At 42.5% G+C, this 25,516-nt stretch carries 35 protein-coding genes; 34 read left to right on the top strand and 1 reads right to left on the bottom strand.

Features of this window, described 5'->3' with window-relative positions; all coding sequences use genetic code 11:
- Window positions 1-95: 95 nt before the first annotated feature.
- Window positions 96-1,787: a hypothetical protein gene (locus H6571_08840; protein ID MCB9323826.1), complete on the bottom strand. Its 1,692-nt coding sequence runs from the start codon at window positions 1,785-1,787 to the stop codon at window positions 96-98.
- Window positions 1,788-2,331: 544 nt separating this feature from the next.
- On the opposite strand from H6571_08840, the gene H6571_08835 reads away from it, so the two are divergent.
- The 34 genes from H6571_08835 to rplQ all read left to right on the top strand — a co-directional run bounded on the left by H6571_08835 (window position 2,332) and on the right by rplQ (window position 25,428).
- Window positions 2,332-5,019, top strand: coding sequence for an immune inhibitor A (locus tag H6571_08835; GenBank protein ID MCB9323825.1), 2,688 nt, complete (start codon window positions 2,332-2,334; stop codon window positions 5,017-5,019).
- 440 nt (window positions 5,020-5,459) lie between these two features.
- Window positions 5,460-5,834 (top strand): 30S ribosomal protein S12, encoded by a 375-nt coding sequence (locus tag H6571_08830; GenBank protein ID MCB9323824.1) that lies wholly within the window; start codon window positions 5,460-5,462, stop codon window positions 5,832-5,834.
- A 44-nt stretch (window positions 5,835-5,878) separates the two neighbouring features.
- Window positions 5,879-6,346 carry a 30S ribosomal protein S7 gene (gene rpsG, locus H6571_08825; GenBank protein MCB9323823.1) on the top strand — a complete coding sequence of 156 codons (468 nt, stop codon included), beginning with the start codon at window positions 5,879-5,881 and terminating at the stop codon, window positions 6,344-6,346.
- Between the two features lie 36 nt (window positions 6,347-6,382).
- Window positions 6,383-8,518, top strand: coding sequence for an elongation factor G (fusA, locus tag H6571_08820; protein ID MCB9323822.1), 2,136 nt, complete (start codon window positions 6,383-6,385; stop codon window positions 8,516-8,518).
- Between the two features lie 109 nt (window positions 8,519-8,627).
- A complete protein-coding gene (rpsJ, locus tag H6571_08815; protein MCB9323821.1) occupies window positions 8,628-8,936 on the top strand; it encodes a 30S ribosomal protein S10 in 309 nt (102 codons plus the stop codon).
- 221 nt (window positions 8,937-9,157) lie between these two features.
- Window positions 9,158-9,781 carry a 50S ribosomal protein L3 gene (gene rplC, locus H6571_08810; protein ID MCB9323820.1) on the top strand — a complete coding sequence of 208 codons (624 nt, stop codon included), beginning with the start codon at window positions 9,158-9,160 and terminating at the stop codon, window positions 9,779-9,781.
- Between the two features lie 126 nt (window positions 9,782-9,907).
- Window positions 9,908-10,534 (top strand): 50S ribosomal protein L4, encoded by a 627-nt coding sequence (rplD, locus tag H6571_08805; protein MCB9323819.1) that lies wholly within the window; start codon window positions 9,908-9,910, stop codon window positions 10,532-10,534.
- 33 nt (window positions 10,535-10,567) lie between these two features.
- Window positions 10,568-10,864 (top strand): 50S ribosomal protein L23, encoded by a 297-nt coding sequence (gene rplW, locus H6571_08800; protein ID MCB9323818.1) that lies wholly within the window; start codon window positions 10,568-10,570, stop codon window positions 10,862-10,864.
- Window positions 10,865-10,965: 101 nt separating this feature from the next.
- Window positions 10,966-11,793 (top strand): 50S ribosomal protein L2, encoded by an 828-nt coding sequence (rplB, locus tag H6571_08795; GenBank protein ID MCB9323817.1) that lies wholly within the window; start codon window positions 10,966-10,968, stop codon window positions 11,791-11,793.
- 48 nt (window positions 11,794-11,841) lie between these two features.
- On the top strand, window positions 11,842-12,108 hold the full coding sequence (gene rpsS / locus H6571_08790; protein MCB9323816.1) for a 30S ribosomal protein S19: 267 nt from the start codon (window positions 11,842-11,844) through the stop codon (window positions 12,106-12,108).
- Between the two features lie 80 nt (window positions 12,109-12,188).
- Window positions 12,189-12,602 carry a 50S ribosomal protein L22 gene (gene rplV, locus H6571_08785; protein MCB9323815.1) on the top strand — a complete coding sequence of 138 codons (414 nt, stop codon included), beginning with the start codon at window positions 12,189-12,191 and terminating at the stop codon, window positions 12,600-12,602.
- A gap of 28 nt (window positions 12,603-12,630) precedes the next feature.
- Complete coding sequence (rpsC, locus tag H6571_08780; protein MCB9323814.1) at window positions 12,631-13,425, top strand: 30S ribosomal protein S3; 795 nt, start codon at window positions 12,631-12,633, stop codon at window positions 13,423-13,425.
- A 119-nt stretch (window positions 13,426-13,544) separates the two neighbouring features.
- Window positions 13,545-13,964, top strand: coding sequence for a 50S ribosomal protein L16 (gene rplP, locus H6571_08775; protein MCB9323813.1), 420 nt, complete (start codon window positions 13,545-13,547; stop codon window positions 13,962-13,964).
- Window positions 13,965-13,991: 27 nt separating this feature from the next.
- Window positions 13,992-14,252: a 50S ribosomal protein L29 gene (gene rpmC / locus H6571_08770; GenBank protein ID MCB9323812.1), complete on the top strand. Its 261-nt coding sequence runs from the start codon at window positions 13,992-13,994 to the stop codon at window positions 14,250-14,252.
- A gap of 35 nt (window positions 14,253-14,287) precedes the next feature.
- Entirely contained in the window at window positions 14,288-14,545 is a 258-nt protein-coding gene (rpsQ, locus tag H6571_08765) for a 30S ribosomal protein S17 (protein ID MCB9323811.1), read from the top strand.
- Window positions 14,546-14,593: 48 nt separating this feature from the next.
- Complete coding sequence (rplN, locus tag H6571_08760) at window positions 14,594-14,962, top strand: 50S ribosomal protein L14 (GenBank protein ID MCB9323810.1); 369 nt, start codon at window positions 14,594-14,596, stop codon at window positions 14,960-14,962.
- Between the two features lie 100 nt (window positions 14,963-15,062).
- Window positions 15,063-15,377 carry a 50S ribosomal protein L24 gene (gene rplX, locus H6571_08755; GenBank protein MCB9323809.1) on the top strand — a complete coding sequence of 105 codons (315 nt, stop codon included), beginning with the start codon at window positions 15,063-15,065 and terminating at the stop codon, window positions 15,375-15,377.
- Between the two features lie 8 nt (window positions 15,378-15,385).
- Window positions 15,386-15,934, top strand: coding sequence for a 50S ribosomal protein L5 (rplE, locus tag H6571_08750; protein MCB9323808.1), 549 nt, complete (start codon window positions 15,386-15,388; stop codon window positions 15,932-15,934).
- A 37-nt stretch (window positions 15,935-15,971) separates the two neighbouring features.
- On the top strand, window positions 15,972-16,241 hold the full coding sequence (gene rpsN / locus H6571_08745) for a 30S ribosomal protein S14 (protein MCB9323807.1): 270 nt from the start codon (window positions 15,972-15,974) through the stop codon (window positions 16,239-16,241).
- A 67-nt stretch (window positions 16,242-16,308) separates the two neighbouring features.
- Window positions 16,309-16,719: a 30S ribosomal protein S8 gene (gene rpsH, locus H6571_08740; GenBank protein ID MCB9323806.1), complete on the top strand. Its 411-nt coding sequence runs from the start codon at window positions 16,309-16,311 to the stop codon at window positions 16,717-16,719.
- A 21-nt stretch (window positions 16,720-16,740) separates the two neighbouring features.
- Window positions 16,741-17,295 carry a 50S ribosomal protein L6 gene (rplF, locus tag H6571_08735; protein ID MCB9323805.1) on the top strand — a complete coding sequence of 185 codons (555 nt, stop codon included), beginning with the start codon at window positions 16,741-16,743 and terminating at the stop codon, window positions 17,293-17,295.
- A 139-nt stretch (window positions 17,296-17,434) separates the two neighbouring features.
- The gene (gene rplR / locus H6571_08730) at window positions 17,435-17,788 is read left to right on the top strand and encodes a 50S ribosomal protein L18 (protein ID MCB9323804.1); all 354 of its coding nucleotides are present in this window, start codon (window positions 17,435-17,437) and stop codon (window positions 17,786-17,788) included.
- Between the two features lie 22 nt (window positions 17,789-17,810).
- Complete coding sequence (gene rpsE / locus H6571_08725; GenBank protein ID MCB9323803.1) at window positions 17,811-18,341, top strand: 30S ribosomal protein S5; 531 nt, start codon at window positions 17,811-17,813, stop codon at window positions 18,339-18,341.
- A gap of 31 nt (window positions 18,342-18,372) precedes the next feature.
- A complete protein-coding gene (rpmD, locus tag H6571_08720) occupies window positions 18,373-18,555 on the top strand; it encodes a 50S ribosomal protein L30 (GenBank protein ID MCB9323802.1) in 183 nt (60 codons plus the stop codon).
- A 47-nt stretch (window positions 18,556-18,602) separates the two neighbouring features.
- Window positions 18,603-19,049 carry a 50S ribosomal protein L15 gene (rplO, locus tag H6571_08715; GenBank protein MCB9323801.1) on the top strand — a complete coding sequence of 149 codons (447 nt, stop codon included), beginning with the start codon at window positions 18,603-18,605 and terminating at the stop codon, window positions 19,047-19,049.
- 94 nt (window positions 19,050-19,143) lie between these two features.
- On the top strand, window positions 19,144-20,520 hold the full coding sequence (secY, locus tag H6571_08710; GenBank protein ID MCB9323800.1) for a preprotein translocase subunit SecY: 1,377 nt from the start codon (window positions 19,144-19,146) through the stop codon (window positions 20,518-20,520).
- A 26-nt stretch (window positions 20,521-20,546) separates the two neighbouring features.
- Window positions 20,547-21,368 (top strand): type I methionyl aminopeptidase, encoded by an 822-nt coding sequence (gene map / locus H6571_08705; GenBank protein MCB9323799.1) that lies wholly within the window; start codon window positions 20,547-20,549, stop codon window positions 21,366-21,368.
- A gap of 102 nt (window positions 21,369-21,470) precedes the next feature.
- Window positions 21,471-21,689, top strand: a complete 219-nt coding sequence (infA, locus tag H6571_08700; GenBank protein MCB9323798.1) for a translation initiation factor IF-1 — start codon at window positions 21,471-21,473, stop codon at window positions 21,687-21,689.
- Between the two features lie 97 nt (window positions 21,690-21,786).
- Window positions 21,787-21,903, top strand: a complete 117-nt coding sequence (gene rpmJ / locus H6571_08695; protein ID MCB9323797.1) for a 50S ribosomal protein L36 — start codon at window positions 21,787-21,789, stop codon at window positions 21,901-21,903.
- Window positions 21,904-21,958: 55 nt separating this feature from the next.
- Window positions 21,959-22,336 (top strand): 30S ribosomal protein S13, encoded by a 378-nt coding sequence (rpsM, locus tag H6571_08690; protein MCB9323796.1) that lies wholly within the window; start codon window positions 21,959-21,961, stop codon window positions 22,334-22,336.
- A 108-nt stretch (window positions 22,337-22,444) separates the two neighbouring features.
- Window positions 22,445-22,837 carry a 30S ribosomal protein S11 gene (gene rpsK / locus H6571_08685; GenBank protein MCB9323795.1) on the top strand — a complete coding sequence of 131 codons (393 nt, stop codon included), beginning with the start codon at window positions 22,445-22,447 and terminating at the stop codon, window positions 22,835-22,837.
- A gap of 50 nt (window positions 22,838-22,887) precedes the next feature.
- Window positions 22,888-23,502, top strand: a complete 615-nt coding sequence (rpsD, locus tag H6571_08680; GenBank protein MCB9323794.1) for a 30S ribosomal protein S4 — start codon at window positions 22,888-22,890, stop codon at window positions 23,500-23,502.
- A gap of 179 nt (window positions 23,503-23,681) precedes the next feature.
- Entirely contained in the window at window positions 23,682-24,680 is a 999-nt protein-coding gene (locus H6571_08675; GenBank protein ID MCB9323793.1) for a DNA-directed RNA polymerase subunit alpha, read from the top strand.
- Between the two features lie 148 nt (window positions 24,681-24,828).
- Window positions 24,829-25,428: a 50S ribosomal protein L17 gene (rplQ, locus tag H6571_08670; protein MCB9323792.1), complete on the top strand. Its 600-nt coding sequence runs from the start codon at window positions 24,829-24,831 to the stop codon at window positions 25,426-25,428.
- Window positions 25,429-25,516: the final 88 nt, after the last annotated feature.

Genomic DNA, 25,516 nt, shown 5'->3' with positions numbered 1-25,516 from the left:
CTTCGCTCAACTTGAACAACTTGAACAATTTGAACCCCATTAACCTTTAACCTTTAACCTTTAGTCTTTAGTCTTTAGCCTTTAGCCTTTAGCCTTTAGTCTTTAACCTTTAGCCTTTCAACTTTATAAACTCCAATAATCCGTTCCCCATCCGCCATAATCGAAAAATACTCTTCATCAAAAGGGAATTCCCCCTTACAAAACTTTTCCATCTCCGGTCGAAAGCGGTAATTCGTCAGGTAATACTGCGCCACTTCCATACCGTACCGCATACGGATGTGTGACTTGATCTCTTCCGGCAAGGCAAAATAATTATCAAAGCAAGGCTGGTTGGCACAAAATACCTGGATCATTTCTCCTGTGGTGTCTTTTCGTACCAATTCCTCAAAAGCCTGTTTGTAGGCGACGCCCCAATAGTCCATTTCAAAACGTTCCATGCGATTACCGCCCGCGAGGACATTGAAATAGACTTGTTGATGAGGATGCAGCTTCACCATTTTGTATCCGGTGTATAGGCAGGAGACCAAAACGATCATCATAGTCAACTGGCGCAGGAATTGCAATTTTGACCTCCATAAGCCATGCAGAGGAACAAGTCCCAGCATCAGGGCAGGGGGATAGATAAAATAAAAATGTCGCCAGCCGTCGTATATGGTGGAATGGAACAGCCAAACGGCAAAAAGCGGCCCCGACAGGAAGGCAAAAGCGATGAGGTCGATGAATTCCGGAAAATTTGTCCATAGTTTCCACCGCATCAGGTTGGAGGCCAGGGTCTTGATAAACCAAAAAATGCCTGCGAGGAGCAGGAAAAGGTTGAGCAGGGGAAGGGTGATGGCCATCCATGCGTAAGGATAATAAAAGGGTGGGGGATTGGACGAAACGTAATGGCCGAAAAACAGCGTATGGATGCTCTTGGGGAAGTTTGACATCAAGTTGAAGGCTTCTGTGGCCCGTTGGTCGACACTGTTCCACAAATAGGGAAAAAAAGCAATAGCCAGCAGCATGAAAACAATGAAGAAAACAGGAAAACTTTTAACATACTGCCTCAAAAGAACTGTTCCTGAAGTACGTACATTTTTAAAAAGCTGAAGTCCGATAAAGCCCACCGATAAAACAGGAACGATGATTCCGGCTATCCGCGAATTGACCACGAAGGCACAGGCCACTCCGTGCAGCAATCCAGCCAAAAGGGTAGGGTTTTTTAAATAGCGAACCAAAGTATAAAGACTGATGATATAAAAGGATAACAGCACTATGTCCTTAGGATTAAAAAAGGAATGGGCAAAGATCCTCGGCGTCAAAATTAACAGCAGGGTACCCAACAGGGGCAGCCCGTTTTTAAAAAAAGGAAACGAGGGATTCTCTTTCTGTAAGGCTGTTTCAAAACGGAGCCTTAACAATTGGTAGAAAGCAATGGTCGCTGTCCAGAAAAGTACGAACAACATACGGTGCCGCAACAGGTATTGGGCATGAAAATCATCAGCATCGATGCCCGCCAGTTTTTCGAAGCCTGCGGCGATGAGCGAGAATATTATGGAGTATTGCCTTCCGGCGGAAGTTTCCAGTTGATATTGCGGGAAATACATAGGCCAGTCCAGCCCCAGCGTTTTGACTACAAAATCATAGGAATGCAAACCGTAGCGCCTTTGTAAAAATTCATCCCAGGAGAGGCCGTAATCGGGAAGGATGTACCACCCTATAAAAAAGTATAAAGCAAAAAACACGAATGCTGCAATGGTTTCCCTGGAAAGAAGTTTCGGTGAAGAATGTGTTAGAAAAAAGCGCATACCGGGTGTTGTGGATGACTTTTAGATGTCGGAATAAAATTTCCTGCAAAGGTAACAAACTTCTCACTGGATTGAGGGCAACTTCAATCCTAAGTTCACCAACCGGTATTTTAACCCGCTAAACCAGTAACGTGTACTTCCGAAATGGAATTCCTGTTTAGTAATTCTCAGCAATATGATTGAATTTTTCAGAAAACATATTACTTTTAGATTTGGGAGTAGAATAGATTTGATTGAAAAAGAACGTCAGTTTCATAACCCCGATAGTCAAAAATGGAGGAAACCATCAATCGTGAGTCGGAACGTGTCAGATTGAGGGAGATTGAAGGAGATTGAATGAGATTGAGGGAGATTGAAGAAAATTGACCCACCCGACCTGCGGTACGGGATTTCGCCCCGGCATTACATGCACGGAATTTCACTCCGTTCAACTGCGCTCAACCTGAAACAACCTGAAACAACCTGAAACCTTACATTAACTAGTTATCAATCAAAAAGCATAAAATTATTCCTTAAACTATTTACTTATCTAAAACGACTGGAAATGAAAAAACTTCTACTTTTAATGCCGGGAATATTATTCCTTTTTTCTAATGCCTTTGCCCAAACGGTGGAATTTTCTGATGACTTTGAATCAGGAACCACAAATTGGGTGCTTACCGGAACCTGGGGAACGACCACCACCCAATCCAATTCTCCTAGTACCTCCCTCACCGATAGCCCGGGCGGCAATTATGCCTCCAATCTTAATACTACGGCTACCATGGCCACAGGGGTCGACCTATCGACCGCCCTTGATGCAACGCTTCAGTTTTGGGCCATTTACGATATTGAAGGGGGAAATTTTGATTACATGTATGTGGAAGCCAGCGGAAATGGTGGCACCACCTGGGTGAACGTTGCCACTTTCCTTGGCGAGGGTAATTTATCTCCGTGGACACAATACAGCTATTCCCTGGGAGGATTCGTGGGCAGCAGTGATGTGCGGGTACGTTTCCGCTTTTTCTCAGATACTGGCTATGAAGTGGATGGAGTGTATATCGACGATGTGGAGATCATCAGCTCCAATGAGGATAATTCACCTCCATTGGTTTTACATACCCCCAATACTTTTTATCGGAGTAATTTAGGGAATGTCACAAAAACAGCTGAGCTTATTGATGTTTCAGGCATAACATCCGCCAACCTGTATTATTCGGTTGCGGGTGGTGCTTTCAATGAAGTGGCGGGGGTAAACACTTCAGGGGATACTTATGCTTTTGTCATCCCCGAACAAGCTGCCGGAGTACAGGTGGATTATTATCTGGAAGCCTCTGATGCTTCGCCCAATGCCAATAACGTTACTACAGAAACATTCAGTTATCTCGACGGCAACCATATTTATTTTGATAACGAGCAGGTGGATTTCGTTAATTCCTTTGGTCCTGATGCTGCCAGCTTATTAACAGGTTGTGCCGTCCGTTTCAGCCTCGTAGGCACTACTGATGTCGTTTATGCTCTCATCCGCAACTATACGGATTCCAACCGACCCAATGATGATTTCGAATTTCATATCTGGGCCAACAATAATGGGGTGCCGGGTGCCGACCTTATCACACCTTTCATGGTAACTCCCGAAGCTAATCTTGAGGTGACCAGCCCCATGACGCGGGTGGACCTCTCAGCTTATATGGACCAGTTGTCGGGTTTGACGGGTGATATTTTTGTAGGGTTTATAGTACCTGTAGGGGAAACGTGGGTAACTCAAACCACACCGGCCGCCGGGGGCAGAACTTATGTATTTAACGGCACCACCTGGGCACTGAATACGGGGGATGACTATCATTTTCGGATCATCACCACCGCTTTTGAGGTGGCTGATGCCTGCTCTGACGCCGTGGACCTTTCCGCTTTGATGGGGCAGGGGTTGAACAATCCGCAAACATCCCCTATCTGGAACAATACGGGAGCCACAACGGATGCCAACGACCCCCTCGAAGGGTGGGAGTGTTTTGGTGAACCTGACGGCGGTGGCGCAGCGCCCAGCCTTGAAAACACACTTTGGTATACCTTTACCGGGGATGGAGAAGTGTATGATATCAGGACAACCGACTGTGGTGGTGGATTGAGTGATTATATCGATTTTGGCGATACACAAATCGCCATTTATGCAGGTACCGGTTGTGGGGATATGATCCCGGTGGCCTGCAACGAAGACATAGAGGGAACTCCGGCCGAAGGGCCTTATCCGGCAGGTTTGATTTTTGAAACCATCGCCGGGGTGCAATATTTTATGATGGTGGATGGGTTTGCGGGCTCTGACGGAGAATTTTGTATCCAGTTTACCCAATTGGCCAACGTCACTTGTGCGGACATTACCCTGGGCGCATCTGCCGGTCAGCCAGAGGTCTGTTTCGGCGACCTCACCAGCTTCTCCGTCGAGGATGTGGTCATTCCTTTGTCTCCTGTCTCCGCATTCCTGTGGATCGTAACGACGGCAGATATTTCAGGATCAGCAGATCCGTTTAACGATGCTTCTTTCCTGGGCAATTTTAATCTGTCATCAGAAATTTATGCTCCGGCCTTGTTGAACGACGGCACCCAGATTCCGGTGGGTACGTTCTATTTTACCCCAATCGTTTTCGGAGGGGCGGTAGATACCGACAATACCCTGGCCGGACTTGATTTGACCAATGGCTGCCTCATTACCGGTCAATCCGTGGAAGTCAATCTCCTGGGCGAATTAGCACCGCTTTCAGGAACCGCGGTTTCAATAGATGATACCAATCCGCCGTCTGGCGCGGGATCGGCTTCAGTGGAGGTTTCTGGAGGTTCCGGTGAATACACTTATTTATGGAGTACAGGGGCTACCACCGCGTCTCTTGAAGGGGTGTTTGCAGCTACTTATACTGTAACCGTGTCGGATGCTTCAGGTTGCGTAGAGGATGTGGTAGTGGAAGTGACGGTAGATGTGATGACGGGAACGAATGACCCGGCTTTCAGCCAAAGGATAAGCCTTTTCCCAAACCCGGCTGGCAAGGAGGTCAATGTGGCCTACCGTCTGGGAACAGCAGTTGATCTTGAGATCAGGGTACTCAGTGTCACGGGCCAGGAATTGTTGTATTCCATGCAAAATTCCGTAAAGCAAGGCGTATGCCCCCTTTCCCTGGAAATTTTGGCTGATGGGGTGTATTTCATACAGATCACCGATGGGATTCACACGGCTATTAAGCGATTGGTCGTGAGCCGATAGTTATCCCCCAGATCTTGACCTGCAAGGAAACAAGGTGACAATGATAAAGGAACTAAGGTGCTCATTCATTGTTCTCTTGTTTCCTTGTTTTATTTTAAAAAATAAACAGAAACGCCTTCCCTGGGTTAATCACGTTCAAATATTTTTTTCATTTTTAAAATTTGAATTAAATTTTTTCAATGATCAAAAAAATATCTTTAAATAAAATTTAATTTCATCTATTTTCAATATAAAGGATATTTGTTTTGATGATTTTAATTTATGCTAAGTAAAAACATCATGATTAGTAGCCTTTTCCAAACTCATTTCAAAAAAAAAAGACTGATCTTCAATTTTTTATAAAATAGCTTTTGTAATTCTAAAGAAAAATTCTACCTTTGCATTCGCTTTTGAAAAAGGGTTCATTATGCCCGATAAAAATATTTAAAAATTAAGCAGGTATGCCTACTATTAATCAGCTGGTACGCAACGGGAGGAAAAAGATCGTAGAAGCAAGTAAATCACGTGCACTTGAGTCTTGTCCTCAGCGTCGTGGCGTTTGTACTCGTGTTTACACGACCACACCGAAGAAACCTAACTCTGCTTTGCGTAAAGTAGCTAAGGTACGTCTGACAAATGGTCTTGAAGTGATCGCATATATTCCGGGAGAAGGCCACAACCTTCAGGAGCACTCCATCGTGCTGATTCGCGGGGGTCGTGTGAAAGATTTACCAGGGGTACGTTATACCATCGTTCGTGGTGCATTGGATACTGCGGGAGTTGGTGATCGTAAACAAAGTCGCTCGAAGTACGGAACCAAGCGTCCTAAGTCCTAAGTAAGTTATGTTTCAATCAATTAAGAAACCTCTAATGTTTTAAAATGAGAAAAAGAAAACCTAAAGAAAGAATTATTGCTCCGGATCCAAGGTATGGAGATCCAATGGTTACCCAGTTTGTAAACAATATGATGTTTAGCGGGAAAAAGGGAACCACTTTTCGTGCTTTTTACGCAGCAATGGATATAGTAAAGGAAAGAACCGGTGGAGATGAGCATGGTGTTTGGAAGAAAGCATTGAACAATGTAATGCCTCAGGTTGAAGTAAGAAGCCGTCGAATTGGCGGTGCAACTTTTCAGATTCCTATCGAGATTCGTGCCAAGCGCCGGGTTTCTATTGGAATGAAATGGTTGGTTGGTTTTTCACGCAAACGCAGTGGAAAAGGAATAAGTGAAAAACTTGCAGCCGAAATTATGGCAGCAAGCAAAGGAGAAGGTGCAGCAGTGAAACGTAAAGAGGATATGCACAAAATGGCCGAATCCAACCGTGCATTTGCGCACTTTAGAGTTTAATAAATATTATTTTAAAATCCTTTAGGAGTAGTTCTCATGGCAAACGATCTTAGATTTACAAGAAATATTGGTATCGCGGCGCACATTGATGCGGGTAAAACCACTACGACTGAGCGTGTGCTTTTCTACACCGGTTTGAGTCATAAAATTGGTGAGGTACACGATGGTGCAGCTACCATGGACTGGATGGAGCAGGAGCAGGAAAGAGGTATTACCATTACTTCTGCTGCAACCAAGACATCCTGGAAATGGAAAGACCAGCCCTATTCAGTCAATATCATCGATACTCCCGGGCACGTAGATTTTACTGTTGAGGTAGAACGTTCCCTCCGGGTTTTGGATGGTGTTATGTCACTTTTCTGTGCCGTATCAGGTGTAGAGCCTCAGTCTGAAACCGTATGGAGACAGGCTGACAGATATAAAGTTCCACGTATCGGATTCGTTAATAAAATGGACCGTTCAGGAGCAGACTTCTTTAACGTTGTTAATGATGTTAGAGAAAAACTCGGTGCCAATGCAATCGCATTGCAGGTGCCAATCGGATCAGAAGAGTCTTTCGTTGGAGTCGTTGACCTCATTACCAACGAGGCAATGATCTGGAACGAAGAAGATAAGGGAATGACTTACGAAGTGGTGCCGATTCCTGAAGATTTAGTCGATCTCGTAGCAGAAAAGCGTGCTGAATTGTTGGAGGCGGTTGCTGATTATGATGATACCCTTCTGGAAAAATTCTTCGAAGATCCCGAATCCATCTCTCCTGACGAAATCCGCGCTGCTATCCGTGCTGCGGTGATCGATATGAGCATCACTCCGATGATGTGTGGATCCGCTTTCAAAAATAAAGGAGTTCAGGCTGTACTTGATGCAGTATGTGCTTACCTGCCTTCACCGGTAGATATTGATGCTGTGGAAGGGATCAACCCTGAAACAGAAAAGGCAGAATTACGTAAACCTAGTGCTAACGAACCTTTTGCTGCCCTGGCTTTTAAAATTGCAACTGACCCGTTTGTGGGCCGGCTCGCCTTTTTCCGGGTATATTCAGGAACTTTGGAATCTGGTTCTTATGTGCTGAATTCCCGTTCTGGTAAAAAAGAACGTATCTCCCGTTTATATCAGATGCACTCCAATAAGCAGAATGCTATTGACAGAGTGGAAGCCGGAGATATTGCCGCCGCCGTGGGGATCAAAGACCTTCGCACCGGTGATACGCTTTGCGATATCAATAAGCCGATTGTTCTGGAAAGTATGACTTTCCCTGAGCCTGTGATCGGAATTGCGATAGAGCCTAAAACGCAAAAAGACTTGGATAAACTGGGTATGGCTTTGGCTAAATTGGCTGAAGAAGATCCAACTTTCAAAGTTAATTATAACGAAGAAACCAACCAGACCGTTATCAGCGGAATGGGAGAGTTACACCTTGAAATTATCGTTGACCGTCTCCGTCGTGAGTTTAAGGTTGAATGTAACCAGGGTGAACCTCAGGTGAGTTACAAAGAATCGCTGACCAACACGGTTACCCACCGCGAACGTTTGAAAAAACAATCAGGGGGTTCTGGTTTGTTCGCCGATATGGAATTCGAACTCGGCCCTGCCGATCAGGAATTCCTGGATACTGATGAATTCAAAAACGGCAAAGAAAAACTCCAGTTCGTTTGGGGTATTGTCGGAGGATCCATCGATAAGAACTACATGAAGCCTATCAAAGATGGTTTCCTCTCTATGATGTCAAACGGTATTTTGGCCGGTTATAACATCGATAGCATGAAGGTGCGCGTTTACGATGGGTCTATGCACGCCGTGGATTCAAAACCAATCGCTTTTGAACTTTGTGCAAAAGAAGGGTTTAAAGCTGCCGCGCCTAAATGTAAGCCTGAATTGCTCGAGCCTATTATGAAACTCGAGGTAGTTACCCCGGAAGAGTATGTAGGAACAGTGATCGGTGACCTTAACCGTCGCCGTGGATTACCCAAAGGACAGGAATCTGGTGCAGGTGGTGCCATCACCATTAAAGGTGATGTTCCATTGTCAGAAATGTTCGGTTATGTTACTTCTCTGCGTACCCTTACTTCAGGACGTGCGAGCTCCACAATGGAATTCTCACATTATGCTGCGGCACCAAGTGGTATCGCCAAAGATGTAATCGACAAAGCCAAAGGCATTGTTAATGTATAAAAGTTATTGATCGGGTTGGAGTATTACTTCTACCCGATTCTTTTCCCAAAGGTGAAATATTTGCAAGAGGGAATTATATATCATTATTGATAATTTATTTAACTAAGGCATGAATCAGAAAATCAGGATTAAACTTCGTTCTTACGATCACAATCTGGTAGACAAGTCTACTGAAAAAATCGTGAAAACGGTGCGCAACAGCGGTGCTGTTGTTACGGGTCCGATTCCGCTGCCCACTGAGAAAAAAATCTTTACCGTGCTCCGTTCTCCGCACGTCAATAAGAAATCTCGTGAGCAGTTCCAGCGTCGCACCCACAAGCGTCTCATTGAAATTTATACTCCTACTCAAAAGACAGTCGATGCACTGTCTAAACTGGAATTGCCGAGTGGTGTAGACATTCAAGTTAAGTTGACGTAATTTTTACAAAACATAAAAGAGCCAAAGAAAAGGGATAAATCGGTTCGTTTCCGGGGAGTAAACCCGGCATTTTGAATCGGTAGTGTTAAGGATTGAATCAGGTAATTCTTTGAATGCCTGTTGTCATGCTTCAACAAAATTCCCTACTCTGTCATCCCTGTAATGCGTTCAGTGCCGTTGTGCATGGGGGCGCTATTACAGGAGCTAAAAAAAATATTCTGATGAACGGATTAATTGGTAAAAAAGTCGGAATGACCAGTCTCTTTGACGGAACTGGTCGCAATATTGCATGTACCGTAATTGAAATGGGCCCATGCGTTGTGACGCAGGTTAAGACAGAAGAATCTGATGGTTATTCTGCCCTCCAGTTGGGTTTCGGTGAGGCAAAAGAGAAAAATACTACCAAACCGGAGCTTGGACACTTTGCTAAGGCAAACACCACTCCAAAGCAAAAAGTAGTAGAATTCCGCAATTTTAATGCAGTGGAAAAAGCTGTTGGAGACCTTATTAAAATTGATGAAATTTTCGTTGAAGGAGATTATGTCAGTGCTGTAGGTACTTCCAAAGGGAAAGGATTTCAGGGTGTTGTGAAACGCCATGGATTTCGCGGGGTGAATGATGCAACTCACGGTCAGCATAACCGCCAGCGTGCTCCCGGATCTATCGGTGCAGCGTCTTATCCTGCCAAAGTATTCAAAGGGATGCGTATGGCCGGACGTGACGGAGGCAAGCGAATCAAAACGACTAACCTTGAGGTGGTCAGAATTTTCCCTGACAAAAACATCATTTTGGTAAAGGGTGCAGTACCTGGACACAAAGGAAGTTTTGTTATTCTTGAAAAATAATATTCATAGCATTGGTTGGTATCTTGAATCCATCAGTGCATTAAAAAAATGAATGCTTTTTGTTTGGTCTGTCATAACAGACAATAAAACAAATAGAATATCATTCGAGCTGAAAATAATTTAGGTATGAAACTCGATGTGCTAAATACACAAGGACAGGCTACCGGCAGAAGCATTGAATTGCCTTCTGACATTTTTGGAATCGAGCCTAACGAGCATGCTGTTTATCTTTCCGTTAAACAGTATCTTGCTCACCAGCGCCAGGGTACCTCTAAGTCCAAAGAACGTGGCGAGGTGAAAGGTTCTACCCGTAAGATCAAACGTCAAAAGGGTACTGGTACTGCTCGTGCAGGGAGTATAAAAAACCCTTTATTTAGAGGTGGAGGTCGTGTTTTTGGGCCCAAACCACGTACCTATTTCGTGGATCTCAATATAAAGGTTAAACGCCTGGCCAGGAAATCAGCCTTTTCTGTCAAAGCAGGAGCTGGAGATATTGTGATATTGGAAGATTTTTCTTTCGATGCACCAAAAACAAAGGAATTTGCAAATATCCTTGGCAACCTTAACCTTAATGGACTCAAAACTGTGGTGGTAACTCCTGATTACGAAAAGGAAGTTTACCTTTCAAGCCGCAACGTTAAAGGTTCAGATGTGGTGAGAGCCTCAGATTTGAATACCTACCAGATCATGAGAGCTGGGAAACTGGTACTGTCTGAAGGAGCTATTGAAAAAATAAAAGAAACATTTGCTTAATTTTCCGATTATCGGAAATTCAATTGATTTAAAATGGCAAAGATAATTCTTGTAAAACCGATCATTACTGAAAAAGCAGAGATGCTTTCAGAAAACCTCACAAAGTATAGCTTCGTGGTTAACTCTGATGCTAATAAAATTGAGGTAAAAAATGCGGTGGAAGGAATGTATGGCGTAACCGTTGAAGCTGTAAATACAATGGTAATGCCGGCAAAGATCAAAAACAGGATGACTCGTTCCGGTGTTTTGAAAGGTAGAGTTTCAGGATACAAAAAGGCAATAGTCACACTGGCTGATGGCGAAGAAATCGATTTCTTCGGAGATATTTAATTACAGGGACTTTACCTGGCAGTTCGGCTGCCAAAGCAGTAATGGGGCTTGACCCCGCAAAGCTTGTAAAATAACCCGCTAATTTGAAATAGTAATAAAAAATGGCACTTAAGAAATTTAGTCCGATTACTCCAGGAACGCGTTTCAGATTGGGAAATGCGTTTGCAGAAATTACTGCCGACAAACCGGAGAAGAGTTTGCTGGCGCCTTTGTCCAAATCTGGCGGACGAAACCACGACGGTAAAATGACCATGCGCCAAATTGGTGGTGGACACAAGCGTCGCTATCGTATCATTGACTTCAAAAGGGATAAGGAAGGCATCCCCGGTACGGTAAAAACTATTGAATACGATCCTAACCGTACAGCATTTATCGCTTTGGTGAATTATGCAGATGGTGAGAAAAGATATATGATCGCTCCGGAAGGCCTTAAAGTAGGCGACCAGATCTTATCAGGAAAAGGAGCTGTTCCAACTGTAGGAAACGCACTCTATTTGAGTGAAATTCCTTTGGGATCTGCTATCCACGCTATTGAAATGGATCCGGGTAAAGGTGCGGCTCTGGCGAGAAGTGCAGGAACCAATGGGGTGATGATGGGAAAAGAAGGAAAATACGCAGTAGTAAAGTTGCCTTCAGGTGAGGTGCGCAGAATACTGTTGACTTGTAAAGCAACAGTGGGATCAACTTCAAACTCAGATCACGGATTGCAAGTGCTCGGAAAAGCAGGTAGAAAACGCTGGATTGGTAAACGTCCTCGAGTAAGAGGGGTCGCAATGAACCCTGTCGATCACCCAATGGGTGGTGGTGAAGGTAAATCTTCAGGAGGGCACCCACGTTCACGTACAGGAATTATGGCCAAAGGTCAGAAAACCCGTAACACCAAAAAAGCTTCATCAAGACTTATTATTTCTAAAAGAAAGAAAAGATAATAATGGGTTCGGCAACTTAGCTGAAACCATACATAATGTAATCAGATTATGGCAAGATCTATTAAAAAAGGACCTTACGTTTTCCACAAATTAGTGGATCAGGTAATCGCAGTAAAAGAGTCCAACAAAAAAAAGGTGATCAAAACCTGGTCAAGAACATCAATGATCGTTCCTGACATGGTTGGTCAAACCATCGCTGTTCATAATGGCAAAACCTTTGTCCCTGTGTTTGTCACAGAAAATATGGTTGGTCATAAACTCGGTGAGTTTTCTCCTACGCGTAACTTTAGAGGACACTCAGGAAATCGTAAGTAAAGAAATTTATAAAAACTGTTAAAGGTCAATTGATGAAACGTCAGCGTTTCAGAGGATTGAACCACCACAATATTTGTAAAATGGAAGCAGTAGCTAAATTAAAAGGTGTACAAATGTCAGCGCGCAAAATGCGCTTGGTCGTTGATTTGATCAGGGGTAAAAAAGCTTATGACGCTCTTGACATTTTGCGCTTTACAAAGAAAGAAGCAGCAGTATGGTTGGAAAAACTTCTCGTATCTGCTATTTCAAATTGGGAGCATAAATTAGGTGGTGCTGAAAGTGCTGATGATTATGATCTCGTGATCACAAGCATTAGTGCCGACCAGGGAGCGATGTTAAAACGTTTTCGTCCTGCTCCACACGGTAGAGCACACCGCATTCGTAAACATTCCTGTCATGTAACCATCGTAGTGGAAAACAGAATTCCACTGGCGGATGATGTGAAAACATTATCTGAAATCGAAGATGCCGTTACAGTAGAGGAAGTTGAATAACTAAGAAGCTAAAAATTTTGCCATAATTATGGGACAAAAGACAAATCCAATAGGTAACCGTCTTGGTATCATCAGAGGTTGGGATTCCAACTGGTTTGCTGACAAAGACTATGCTGAAAAAGTTGTGCAGGATGAAAAAATCCGCAATTACCTTAAAGCTCGTGTACAAAAAGGCGGTATCGCCCGTATTGTTATCGAACGTACGCTCAAACGTATTACAGTAACCGTTCACACTTCTCGCCCCGGTATTATCATCGGTAAAGGAGGTTCTGAGGTGGATCGTATCCGTGAAGAGCTTAAGAAATTGACCGGACATGACATTCAGATCAACATCATTGAGATCCGTAAGCCTGAACTTGATGCCAATATTGTTGGCGAGTCTATTGCTAAACAGCTGGAAGGTCGTATCAACTATCGTCGTGCTATCAAAATGGCTATTCAATCAACCATGCGTGCCGGAGCAGAAGGCATAAAAGTGCGTATCTCAGGTAGATTGAATGGAGCAGAGATGGCTCGTTCCGAAGAATTCAAAGACGGAAGAACGCCTTTGCATACTTTCAGAGCGGATATTGACTACGCGCTCCAGGAAGCTCAGACCATCTATGGAAAATTAGGGATCAAGGTTTGGATATGCAAAGGAGAAGTATTCGGAAAGCGTGACTTGTCTCCTAATGCAGGACTTTCAGCTAAAGATGCAGGAGGTAGCGATGCAGGCGGAAAACGTGGACCAGGTACTGGTAGAAGAGAAGGTTCCGGAGGCGGTCGCAGACGAGGTGGATCCGGTGCCGGTGGTGGTGGTGGAAGAAATCAAAGGAGGAATTAATAAATATTAAAGAAAAAGGCTTATCTTTGCCAAGCTTTTTTCAAACCTGCCTTGAATTTGGTAGAAATGCCCGGGTTTTAGGGTGATTTTTTGAAAAAATTGATAAAATTTTTTGGATAATGTTACAGCCAAAAAGAACGAAATATCGCAAACAGCAGAAAGGGAGAAATAAGGGCCTGGCACAACGTGGAAGTACCGTTGACTTTGGAACTTATGGTCTTAAGTCCCTGACCAGAGGACATCTGACCAGCAGACAAATTGAGGCTGCTCGTATTGCTATGACGCGTCATATGAAAAGGGAAGGTAAGGTTTGGATCAGAGTTTTTCCGGACAAGCCAGTTACTTCCAAACCTCTCGAGGTACGTATGGGTAAGGGTAAAGGAGCCCTGGATCATTATATCGCCCCTATCAAACCCGGGAAAATAATGTTTGAAATTGACGGGGTACCTCGTGACGTAGCTTATGAAGCTTTGCGTCTGGCAGCCCAAAAATTACCAGTGCTTACCAAAACAGTTGTAAGACCTGATTTCGAAGGATAAATTTTCCTTTTAAAAATAATATTTGCGATGGCAACAAAGAAATTTTTAGAACTTAAGGATTTTTCAGACAGTGATTTGGCAAGCGAGCTCGATTCAACCCGTGCTCAATACCAAAAGATGAAATTTGACCATGCACTGACTGGTTTGGAAAATCCACTTAATTTGCGTGAAGTACGTAGAGATATAGCTCGTTTGCAAACTGAAATTCGCAGAAGAGAACTTGCAAATGCAACCGAAGCAGAATTGGCAAAACGGTCTAAAATAATAGCCAGAAGGCGTAAAATATAATTTGGTGGTTGTTCCATCAGTTTAATTTAATAGAAATGTCTGAAAGAAATCTTAGAAAGCAAAGAGTCGGGGTAGTTTCCAGTTCAAAAATGGACAAAACGATTGCTGTTACTGTTGAGCGTCGTCTGCAACACCCTATTTATGGCAAATTTGTAAAGAAGACCAAAAAATTCATCGCTCACGACGAGAATAACGAGTGTAATGAAGGGGATACTGTACGCATAATGGAAACACGTCCTCTTAGTAAATTCAAACGTTGGAGGTTGGTCGAAATAATTGAAAGAGCTAAATAAAGCCTTGTTTAGGCGTAATTGAATCCAGGATTCGAAAAATAAAAGGTCATGATACAGCAAGAAAGCAGGCTCAAGGTAGCAGATAATAGTGGTGCAAAAGAAGTTCTTTGTATCCGTGTTTTGGGAGGCTCTAAACGTCGTTATGCCTCTGTTGGCGACAAAATTGTCGTTAGTGTAAAATCAGCTTCTCCGGGAGGAGGTATCAAAAAAGGAACTGTTACCAAAGCTGTTGTGGTACGCACTAAAAAAGAAATTCGTCGCAAAGATGGATCTTATATCCGATTTGATGACAACGCAGTGGTAATCCTTAACGCCGCTGAAGAACCAAGAGGTACCCGTATTTTTGGGCCTGTTGCAAGAGAGCTCAGAGAGAAAGATTACATGAGAATCGTTTCTTTGGCTCCTGAAGTATTGTAATTTATTAATGACCACGCGTTTCTGCAATTGCTCAGAAATGTGGCTAATGTAAGATACTAAAATGGCAAAAGTAGCTAACAAAAATCGTTTTGCGCCAAAGTTGAAGATCAAACGAGGAGACAAAGTTGTCGTTATTGCAGGCGCTTATAAAGACAAAAGTACCCCCAGAGAGGTATTGGAGGTTTTTCCTTCTGAAAATAAGGCTATCGTAGATGGGGTCAATATTATGACCAAACACCGTAAACCATCACAAGATAGTCCGGGCGGTATTGAAAAAATACCCGCTCCTATTCATCTTTCTAACCTCATGGTGGTTGATCCCAAATCGGGTGACCCCACACGTGTTGGAAGAAAAAGAGAAGAAAGTGGTAAAATTGTACGTTATTCGAAAAAATCCGGGGAAATCATTAAGTAATGAGTTATATACCAAGATTAAGAGAAAAATATAGCAAAGAAATTGTCCCTGTTCTCATGGAGCAATTTCAGTATAAGTCTATTATGGAAGTGCCCAGACTGGTCAAGATAAGCCTTAACCAGGGAGTCGGTGAAGCTACACAAGACAAAAAACTTGTGGACAATGCCTTAGCAGAAATGAGCATCATCGCCGGACAGAAGGCAGTACCAACAAAAGCTAAAAAGTCGATTTCTAACTTTAAACTCAGAGATGGCATGACTATCGGTGCGCGTGTAACACTGCGTCACAACCGCATGTATGAGTTTTTAGACAGACTGGTTACCGTTTCGCTTCCTCGTGTTCGTGACTTTCGCGGAATCAACGATAAGAGTTTTGACGGTAGGGGGAACTATTCAATGGGAATCAAGGAACAAATCGTTTTTCCTGAGATTGACATTGATAAAGTAAACCGTATCACCGGTATGGACATTACTTTTGTTACTACGGCAAAAACAGATGCTGAAGCTTTGGCACTGTTGAAAGCTTTAGGATTGCCTTTCAAAAATCAAAGAAATTAATTTTTAATCCTTTTTTAAAGGAAACAACTTTTATATAATGGCCAGAAAGTCACTTATTGCTAGAGAAAATAAAAGACAGCGTATGGTTGCTAAATATGCCGACCTGCGCAAACAGTTAAAAGAAGAAGGACGTTGGGACGAACTGGATAAATTACCCCGTAATTCCGCTCCTATTCGTTTGCACAACCGTTGCCAATTGACCGGTCGTCCTAAAGGGTACATGCGTGATTTTGGGCTGTGCCGTGTTAAGTTCCGTCAAATGGCCCTGGAAGGAAAACTTCCTGGTGTGACAAAAGCTAGTTGGTAAAAAATATTTATTATAATAGTTGACCAGGTTCCGCAACAGGAAAACCGGTCGGCGAAATTAAAAAAAAATGGCTGCAACAGATCCGATAGCAGATTATTTGACCCGCATTCGTAATGCACAAATGGCAGGTCACAAAATTGTGGAAATTCCTTCTTCCAATGTTAAGAAACATATGACGGAAATCCTTTATGATCAGGGATATATCCTCAAGTACAAGTTCGAAGACGGAGTAGGAAAAGGAAAGCAAGGCGTCATCAAAATCGCCATTAAATACGATCCTGTCACCAAAGCACCTGCAATCAAAAAAATGATTCGTGTGAGTAAGCCGGGATTACGCCAATATGTAGGCGTTGATAATTTACCAAGGGTTATCAATGGCCTTGGAATTGCAATAATTTCCAGTTCTCATGGTTTGGTGACTGACAAACAGGCCAAGAAAGAGAATGTTGGAGGCGAAGTGCTTTGTTATATTTACTAATAGGTCAAAATCTGAGATAAGATGTCAAGGATAGGAAAATCACCAATTACGCTTACGAGCGGTGTTGAAATAAACGTCAGCAAAGGAAATTTAGTTACTGTAAAAGGACCCAAAGGGGAATTGACACAGCAAGTAGATCCTGATCTGACGATAAATATTGAAGACGGAGAAGTGACTGTTGTACGTCCGACAGATTCCAAGCGCCATCGTTCCGTTCACGGGTTGTATCGCTCTTTGTTGTACAACATGGTAGAAGGGGTGTCTAATGGGTTTGTTAAACAACTCGAAGTGGTGGGCGTCGGTTACCGTGCCAGCAATATGGGCCAGATGCTCGAATTGTCAGTAGGATATTCTCACCCTATTTATTTCGTGATTCCAGATGAAGTTAATGTGGAAGCCGTAATGGAAAAAGGTAAGAACCCGATCATTAAGCTGGAAAGTTCTGATAAACAACTGTTGGGTCAGATTGCCGCCAAGATCCGGGCGTTCCGTAAACCTGAGCCTTACAAAGGAAAGGGTATTAAGTTTGTCGGCGAAGACCTCAGACGTAAGCAAGGTAAAACGGCCGGTAAATAATATTAAAGCAATATTTTTATATCCGTATCTCTTGAAGCCTGCTTTTTTTATAGGGGCAACTTTAAAGATTAACATTTATAAACATAAGGAGCTTTGGGTTTGAAAATTCTCCTACACTAAAGCTGAAATTTTAAAGCAAATGCAATTTTCAAAAGAAAATAGAAGACGCAAGATTCAATACAGAATCCGTAAGAAAGTCAAAGGTACGGCACAGCGCCCTCGTTTGAATGTCTTCAGAAGCAATAATGAGATTTACTGCCAGCTTATTGATGATGTCAAAGGCAATACTTTGGCCGCTGCTTCTTCCCGTGATAAAGGGGTGGAAAGTGAAGGAACAAAAACACAACAGGCAGCTAAAGTCGGTAAACTTATCGGCGAACGTGCCCTGGCAATAAATATCGATTCGGCTGTTTTTGACAGAGGGGGTTACCTCTACCACGGAAGAGTAAAAGCACTTGCTGATGCTGCTCGTGAAGCCGGATTAAAATTATAAAAATTAAATAATTTCCATTATAATGGCAAAGAAAGACTCAAACAGAGATAGAGACAGAGTTAAACCGGCTGAAACAGAACTCAAGGAAAAATTGGTTAACCTCAACAGGGTAGCCAAAGTAACCAAAGGGGGACGTACTTTTAGCTTTGCTGCAATTGTTGTGGTGGGTGATGGTAACGGAACGGTAGGACATGGACTGGGCAAGGCCCGTGATGTGTCTGAATCTATTGCAAAGGCGGTAGATGATGCAAAAAAGAACCTGATCAAAGTGCCTCTTTTCAACGGAACCATTCCTCACGAACAAAAAGGAAAATATGGTGCTGGAAAAGTGTTGATCAAGCCAGCTTCCAGTGGTACCGGAGTAATTGCCGGTGGTGCGATGCGTGCTGTATTGGAAACTGCAGGAGTTCACAACGTTTTGGCAAAATCACAGGGTTCTTCAAATCCACACAACGTGGTTAAAGCAACTATCGATGCTTTGTCAAAATTGAGAAGCCCGCAGACGGTGGCGAAACAACGTAATATCTCCATGGAGAAATTATTCAACGGTTAATCAGCTCTTGCAGCTAAAATTTTAAACGGATATGAGTAAGGTTAAAATAACACAGGTGAAAAGCACCATTGATCGGTCTAAGCGCCAAAAGGCAACTTTGATTGCTCTGGGTATCAAAAAGATTAGTGGAAGTGCTGTTCATGAAGTTACGCCTCAGATCAAAGGAATGATCGATAAAGTAAACCACCTTGTGAAAGTTGAGGAGGTAAAATAATTAACCCGTAAGGGTGATTTTTTAAAGATTTAAATTCTATTCATATAATGGAACTGCATAATTTAAAACCTGCTGAGGGTTCGGTAAAAAAAGGCAAAAGAATAGCCAGAGGACAAGGATCAGGACATGGTGGTACTGCTACCCGTGGTCATAAAGGAGCCAAGTCCAGGTCAGGTTACAGCCGTAAACGTGGTCATGAAGGGGGACAAATGCCGCTTCAGATGCGTGTGCCAAAACGTGGCTTTAAGAATCCTAACCGGGTTGAATACGTAGCATTCAGTTTGGCAAGGTTGCAGGAGATGGCTGATGTGTTGAAGACTGACACCATCGATGTAAATACACTTATCGCTCAGGGAGTGATTCGTAAAAATGACCTGGTCAAAATCCTGGGTGACGGAGAACTGAAATCAAGGATCAATGTTTCTGTTCATGCTTGTTCTGCCAGTGCAAAGCAGGCTGTTGAAACAGCAGGTGGAAGTGTAAATCTCGTTTAATAATAAAATGTGACCGCCACTAATAGAAAAGCCTTTTTGAGCTTTTGTATTGGTGGTTTCATGTGTTACCTCCGGGCAACAAAATTGTAAATAGATGAAAAAGCTAATCGAGACGCTTAAAAATATTTGGAAGATTAAAGAATTGAGAAACCGCATTCTCTTTACATTGGGAATGCTTTTGGTTTATCGGTTCGGGGCCTATGTTGTTTTGCCCGGGGTGGATCCTCAAATTTTGGAGAAAGCCTTAAAAAGTTCTTCGGGTCCAAACGATTTATTGGGGTTGATCAACCTTTTTACCGGTGGCGCTTTTAATCAGGCTGCCATTTTTGCGTTAGGTATCATGCCTTATATTACAGCTTCTATCATTATTCAGTTGATGGGATTTGCTGTACCTTATTTCCAAAAATTACAGCAAAAAGAAGGAGAATCCGGTCGTAAAAAATTGACACAGATTACCCGACTTTTAACTGTTGTCATTACTCTGCTTCAAGGCGGAGGATATCTTGCTTATGTCAAATCCATGGGAGCTGTTGATCCATCTATTCCGGATTTCATCTTCTGGGCTTCTAATATTATTATTCTTGCTACAGGAGTTATCTTTGCGATGTGGCTTGGAGAACGTATTACAGACAGAGGTATTGGAAACGGGGTTTCTTTATTGATCACCGTTGGAATCATAGCCAGACTTCCTAAAATGATGGCTGCTGAATTCCTCCTGAGAACCGACCAGGGCAGTTTGTTGATCTTCGTTTTTGAGATCGCAGCCTTGTTGCTGGCCGTTATGGCAACGGTTCTTATCGTTACCGGGGTGCGTAAAATTCCTATCCAGTTTGCTAAACGAATGGTGGGCCGTGGTGCTAATGCCATGCCGGTAGCAGGAGCCAGGGATTATATTCCCTTGAAAGTCAATGCGGCCGGTGTTATGCCTATTATCTTTGCTCAGGCATTGATGTTCCTGCCCGGAACAATTATCAAGGCATTGTCCGGAGCAGATAGCACATTGGCTTCTAGTTATTGGGTGCGTTCACTTAATGATTTTACCTCAGGACCTTATAATTTTATCTATTTTTTCCTGGTGGTAATTTTCACTTACGTATATACAGCTTTGATGGTGAACCCTACTCAATATGCGGATTACCTGAAACGTCAAAATGCTTTTATTCCCGGGGTAAAACCTGGAAAATCTACTGCAGACTTTATTGACTCTGTTACCAGTAGAATAACCTTACCTGGTTCTATTTTTCTTGCACTTATCGCCATTATGCCTGCTTTTGCTCGTGCTTTTGGAATCAATGCAGGATTTGCAGCTTTCTTCGGTGGTACTTCTATTCTTATCCTCGTTGGGGTGGTATTAGATACTTTACAGCAAATAGAAAGTCATTTGTTGATGCGTCGTTATGACGGATTGGTAAAATCAGGAAAACTCCAGGGCCGTAGTAGCCGCCTTCAGGGTATTGGAGCCGGTATGTAATCACCACCCTCATGGCAGACAAAAAGATGATCATATATAAAACGGACGATGAGATTGAGTTGATAAGAGAGAGTTGTTTACTGGTAAGTAAAACACTGGCTCTTGTGGGGAGTATGATCAAACCGGGTATGAGTGGGGCCCAAATTGATAAAGCAGCTGAAGAATTAATCCTTGATCACGGTGCAGTACCAGGTTTTAAAGGATACGGAGGTTTTCCGGCTACCTTATGTGTTTCTCCAAATGAACAGGTTGTTCATGGAATTCCTGGTAAAGATCAGGTTTTTAAAGACGGGGACATTGTGTCCGTTGATTGCGGAGTAATCATGAATGGTTTTTATGGAGATGCTGCCTATACCTTTGCTTTAGGGGATGTTTCCGAGGAGGTGATGAAATTGTTGGAAGTAACGAACACTTCACTTTATAAAGGCATTGAACAGGCCGTTGTTGGCAACAGGCTCGGAGATGTAAGTTTCGCCGTTCAGTATTATGCTGAAAAAGAGCATGGTTATGGAATCGTGCGTGAGCTCGTAGGGCATGGAGTAGGAAGAAATTTACACGAAGCTCCTGAAGTGCCGAATTATGGCAGGAGAGGAAGAGGGGTCAAGTTGCAGGAAGGATTAGTGATTGCCATCGAACCCATGGTGAACCTGGGTGACAAAAGAGTTGCCACTTCAAAAGACGGATGGACGGTTTATGCCAGGGACAAAAAACCTTCGGCGCATTTTGAACATACGATTGCCATTCGTAAAGATAAGGCAGATATTTTGTCAGACCATTCGATTGTGGAGCAAGCTATTCGCAAAAATGACAATGTAAAAGAAGTAAAGATTGACTTTGAATTTGTTTAAAGTCTGAAAAATAATGAGGGGTAGGATAAGGGTGATTTTTTTTTCGATGATTAGGTAGAATCTAATTATTATTTATTACCTTTGCACTCCGAAATTCAAAATATGGCAAAAAAGAACCTGATTAAACAGGATGGTATTATTGAAGAAGCATTGTCTAATGCAATGTTTCGGGTAAGGTTAGAAAACGATCATAAAATTGTCGCAACGATCTCCGGAAAAATGAGGATGCACTACATTCGTATTTTACCGGGAGATAAAGTAGCAGTGGAAATGTCACCTTATGATCTGTCCAGAGGAAGAATAGTATATAGATACAAATAAGCTCATTTTAAATTGTCAAATCGTTGGCTTTATTTTTAAAAATAAGAAGCGAATATATATTTGGCAATATTTTTTTGTGCATAAAAAACTTTAGGAAATGAAAGTTAAAACATCTATTAAAAAGCGTTCAGTAGATTGCAAGATTGTGAGGAGAAAAGGCAAATTGTACGTAATTAATAAGAAGAATCCGAAATTTAAACAACGTCAGGGATAAAATTTCCCCGTGGCAGTATGTTTTTATTAATTAGAATTTAAATATCTTTTAACAGATGGCTCGTATAGCAGGTGTTGATTTACCAAGAAATAAACGTGGTGTAATAGGTCTGACTTACATCTTTGGTATAGGAAGATCCCTCTCAGTCCAAATTCTTGAGAGAGCTGGGGTTGATCCTAACATCAAAGTCCAGGACTGGGATGACGAAAGTGTTCGCGAAATTACTCGTTTGATTACCAATGAGTATAAAGTGGAAGGGGAGTTGCGTTCAGAAGTCCAAATGAATATCAAACGATTGATGGACATTGGATGTTACAGAGGTGTGCGTCACCGTAAAGGATTACCTTTACGTGGTCAGCGTACCAAAACCAACGCTCGTACACGTAAAGGACGGAAAAAGACTGTTGCAAACAAAAAGAAGGTAACTAAATAATACCTCTTAGGAGACCTGTTTTGGTTGATAGATTTAAAACAGGAATTCATCATAAAAACATGATCGCCGTAATAATCGGCTTCATTTTTAAAAAATCCTGAATCTATAATGGCAAAGGGAAGAGTAAAAAAGGCTAAAAAGAGAAATGTAAAGGTTGAACCGGAAGGTTTTGCTTATATCAAAGCAAGTTTCAACAACATTATTGTTACATTGACCAATAAAAAAGGTCAGGTAATATCCTGGGCTTCTGCCGGGAAAGCGGGATTCCGTGGGTCAAAGAAAAATACACCTTATGCAGCTCAAGTGGCTGCAGCGGATGCAGCAACAACGGCTCATGATGCCGGATTGCGTATGGTCCAGGTTTATGTAAAAGGACCAGGTTCCGGTCGTGAAGCAGCGATCCGTGCGATCGATGTGGCCGGTATTAAGGTTTCTAAGATCCTTGACGTAACACCGGTTCCTCATAATGGTTGTCGTCCTCCGAAACGCAGAAGGGTATAATTTTATCATTTTACACTCTGTACTTAAATTAGAAAAAGTAATTCTTAAAAATGGCAAGATATACAGGGCCGAAGGCAAAAAAAGCAAGAGCACTTGGAGAAGCAATATTTGGCTTCGACAGAGCATTTGAAAAGAAAAAATATCCTCCGGGACAACACGGTAACGGAAGGAAAAGAAGAAAGCAGAAGTCTGACTATGGCCTCCAGTTACTCGAGAAACAAAAAGCGAAGTATGCTTATGGTTTGTTGGAGCGTCAGTTTAGAAATTTGTTTGAAAAAGCAAGCCGTAAAAGTGGGGTAACAGGTACTGTGCTGCTGCAATTACTTGAATCTCGCCTTGATAATACCGTTTTCCGTCTGGGTATGGCATCTACTCGTAGAGCAGCAAGACAATTGGTGACACACAAACACGTTACCGTCAATGGTATTGTGACCAATATTCCTTCTTCTTTACTGAAACCTGGTGATGTCGTTTCTATCCGTGGAAAATCACAGGGCCTTGAGGTGATCAGGGATGCAGTAGGAGCCAAAAAAGAAGTACGTAACTTCCCTTGGCTGGAATTCAACTCAGATAAAATGCAGGGTATCTTCCTTGAATTTCCTGAAAGAGAACAAATACCAGAAAAAATCAACGAACAGCTGATCGTTGAATTATATTCTAAATAAAAAAATTTTGACGGCCGGATTATTCCGGCTGTCAAAATTTCTATTTAAAGTTGACTCAACTTTAAATAAAAAGCTTTTCCAAATTTAGGAAAAGCTATTTGACGTTTAAATAGTCTATTGGAATGGCAATCGTTTAACCTCCATTTTTGCTGTTCCTTGACCCAAATAAAATATTTCATATGAGTATTTTAAATTTCCAGAAGCCTGACAAGATTGTTTTACAGAAATCTGATGATTTTGAGGGGCTTTTTGAATTTAAACCTTTGGAACCAGGCTTTGGCCAAACCATTGGTAACTCTTTGAGGAGAGTTTTGCTTTCTTCATTAGATGGTTTTGCGATCTCTGCTATTCGTATCGCGGGTGTTGACCATGAATTCGCCACCATACGCGGAGTAGTTGAAGATGTTGTCGAGATCATCCTGAACCTAAAGCAGATCCGGTTGAAACAACTCATCGTTGATGAAAATGTTTCCGCGGAGAAAATTTACCTCACGATCACAGGTAAAGAGGCTTTTAAAGCCGGAGACCTGGAAGAATTCACCAATGTGTTCAAAGTCATGAACCCGGATCTTCTGATCTGTACCATGGAACCATTTGTGAATCTCGAAATGGAATTGACCATTACCAAAGGCAGAGGATACGTTCCGGCAAGTGAAAGCCTTGCTAAAGATGCTCCCATTGGTGTTATTCCTGTGGATGCCATCTACACCCCGATTAAAAACGTTTCCTACAGAATTGAAAACACTCGTGTAGGCCAGCGTACGGATTACGAGCAGCTTATCTTTGAGATCAAAACGGATGGAACGATTCATCCTGAAGATGCCATCAAAGAAGCTTCCCGCATCCTGATTCAACATCTTATGTTGATCACGGATGAGAATATTACTTTCGATGATGGCTCAACAAGAGAAGCTGATATTGTGGATGAGCATATCCTGCACATGCGCAAGCTGCTCAAAACTTCTTTGGAAGATCTCGACCTTTCCGTTCGGGCTTATAACTGCCTGAAAGCTGCCAAGATCAATACTTTGGCAGAGTTGGTTAAGTACGATACTCATGAGTTGCTCAAATTCAGAAATTTCGGTAAGAAATCTTTGGTGGAAATTGAAGAATTACTCCAGGATAAAGGCCTTACCTTCGGAATGGATTTGTCAAAATATAAATTGGACGAAGAATAACAAGATTGTAATGTAGGCAGTTCCTGGATGCAGGGGCTGATTTTTATAAAATTTTGCATTGACCTCCTTTGTTTGATAATTTTTTATCAGAAATGTGCCTGCCATTTCAATTAACAAACGGAAGTGTTGCAAAGATAAACCGTAAAAAATGAGACACGGTAAGAAGTTCAACCACCTTGGTCGTAAAGTCGGCCATAGAAGAGCTTTGTTGCGTAACCTTTCCATTGCTTTGATTACGCACAAACGCATCAACACTACTTTGGCAAAAGCAAAAGCGCTGAGACAATTCATCGAGCCTTTGCTGACCAAATCTAAAAGCAATACCACACATTCACGAAGAGTGGTTTTTAGCAATCTGCAGAACAAAGAGGCAATCAAAGAATTGTTCGATGTGATCGCAGAAAAAATTGCTGACCGTCCGGGAGGATATGTTCGTGTTTTGCGTACTGGTTTCCGTAGAAGTGACGGTGCTGAAATGGCCATGATCGAATTGGTGGATTTCAACGATGTTTACTCAGCAAATCAGGATTCAAAAGCGGGCGGTACTTCTAAACGTCGTCGTCGTGGTGGAAGCAAGAAAAAAGCAACTGAAGCTGCAGCACCGGCTGCCGTTGAAACAGCGGTAGAGGAAGTTGTAGAAGAAGCCGAAGAAGTAGTGGAAGACGCAGTAGTGGAAGTGGATGACGTGGTGGAAGAAACCACTGATGAAGCTGAAGCCACTGAAGAAGAAACAGAAGAGAAAGAATAATTACAAATATAAGTAATTCAGGTCTTAAAAAAGGCAGTTCCGTTTGGAGCTGCCTTTTTTCGTTATGTCCTGGATTACTTACTTTCCC

It is taken from the genome of Lewinellaceae bacterium, from assembly GCA_020636105.1.
GTDB lineage: Bacteria > Bacteroidota > Bacteroidia > Chitinophagales > Saprospiraceae > BCD1.
The sequence above is the reverse complement of the archived record's forward strand: the minus strand, read 5'-3'. Positions and strand labels throughout refer to the sequence as shown.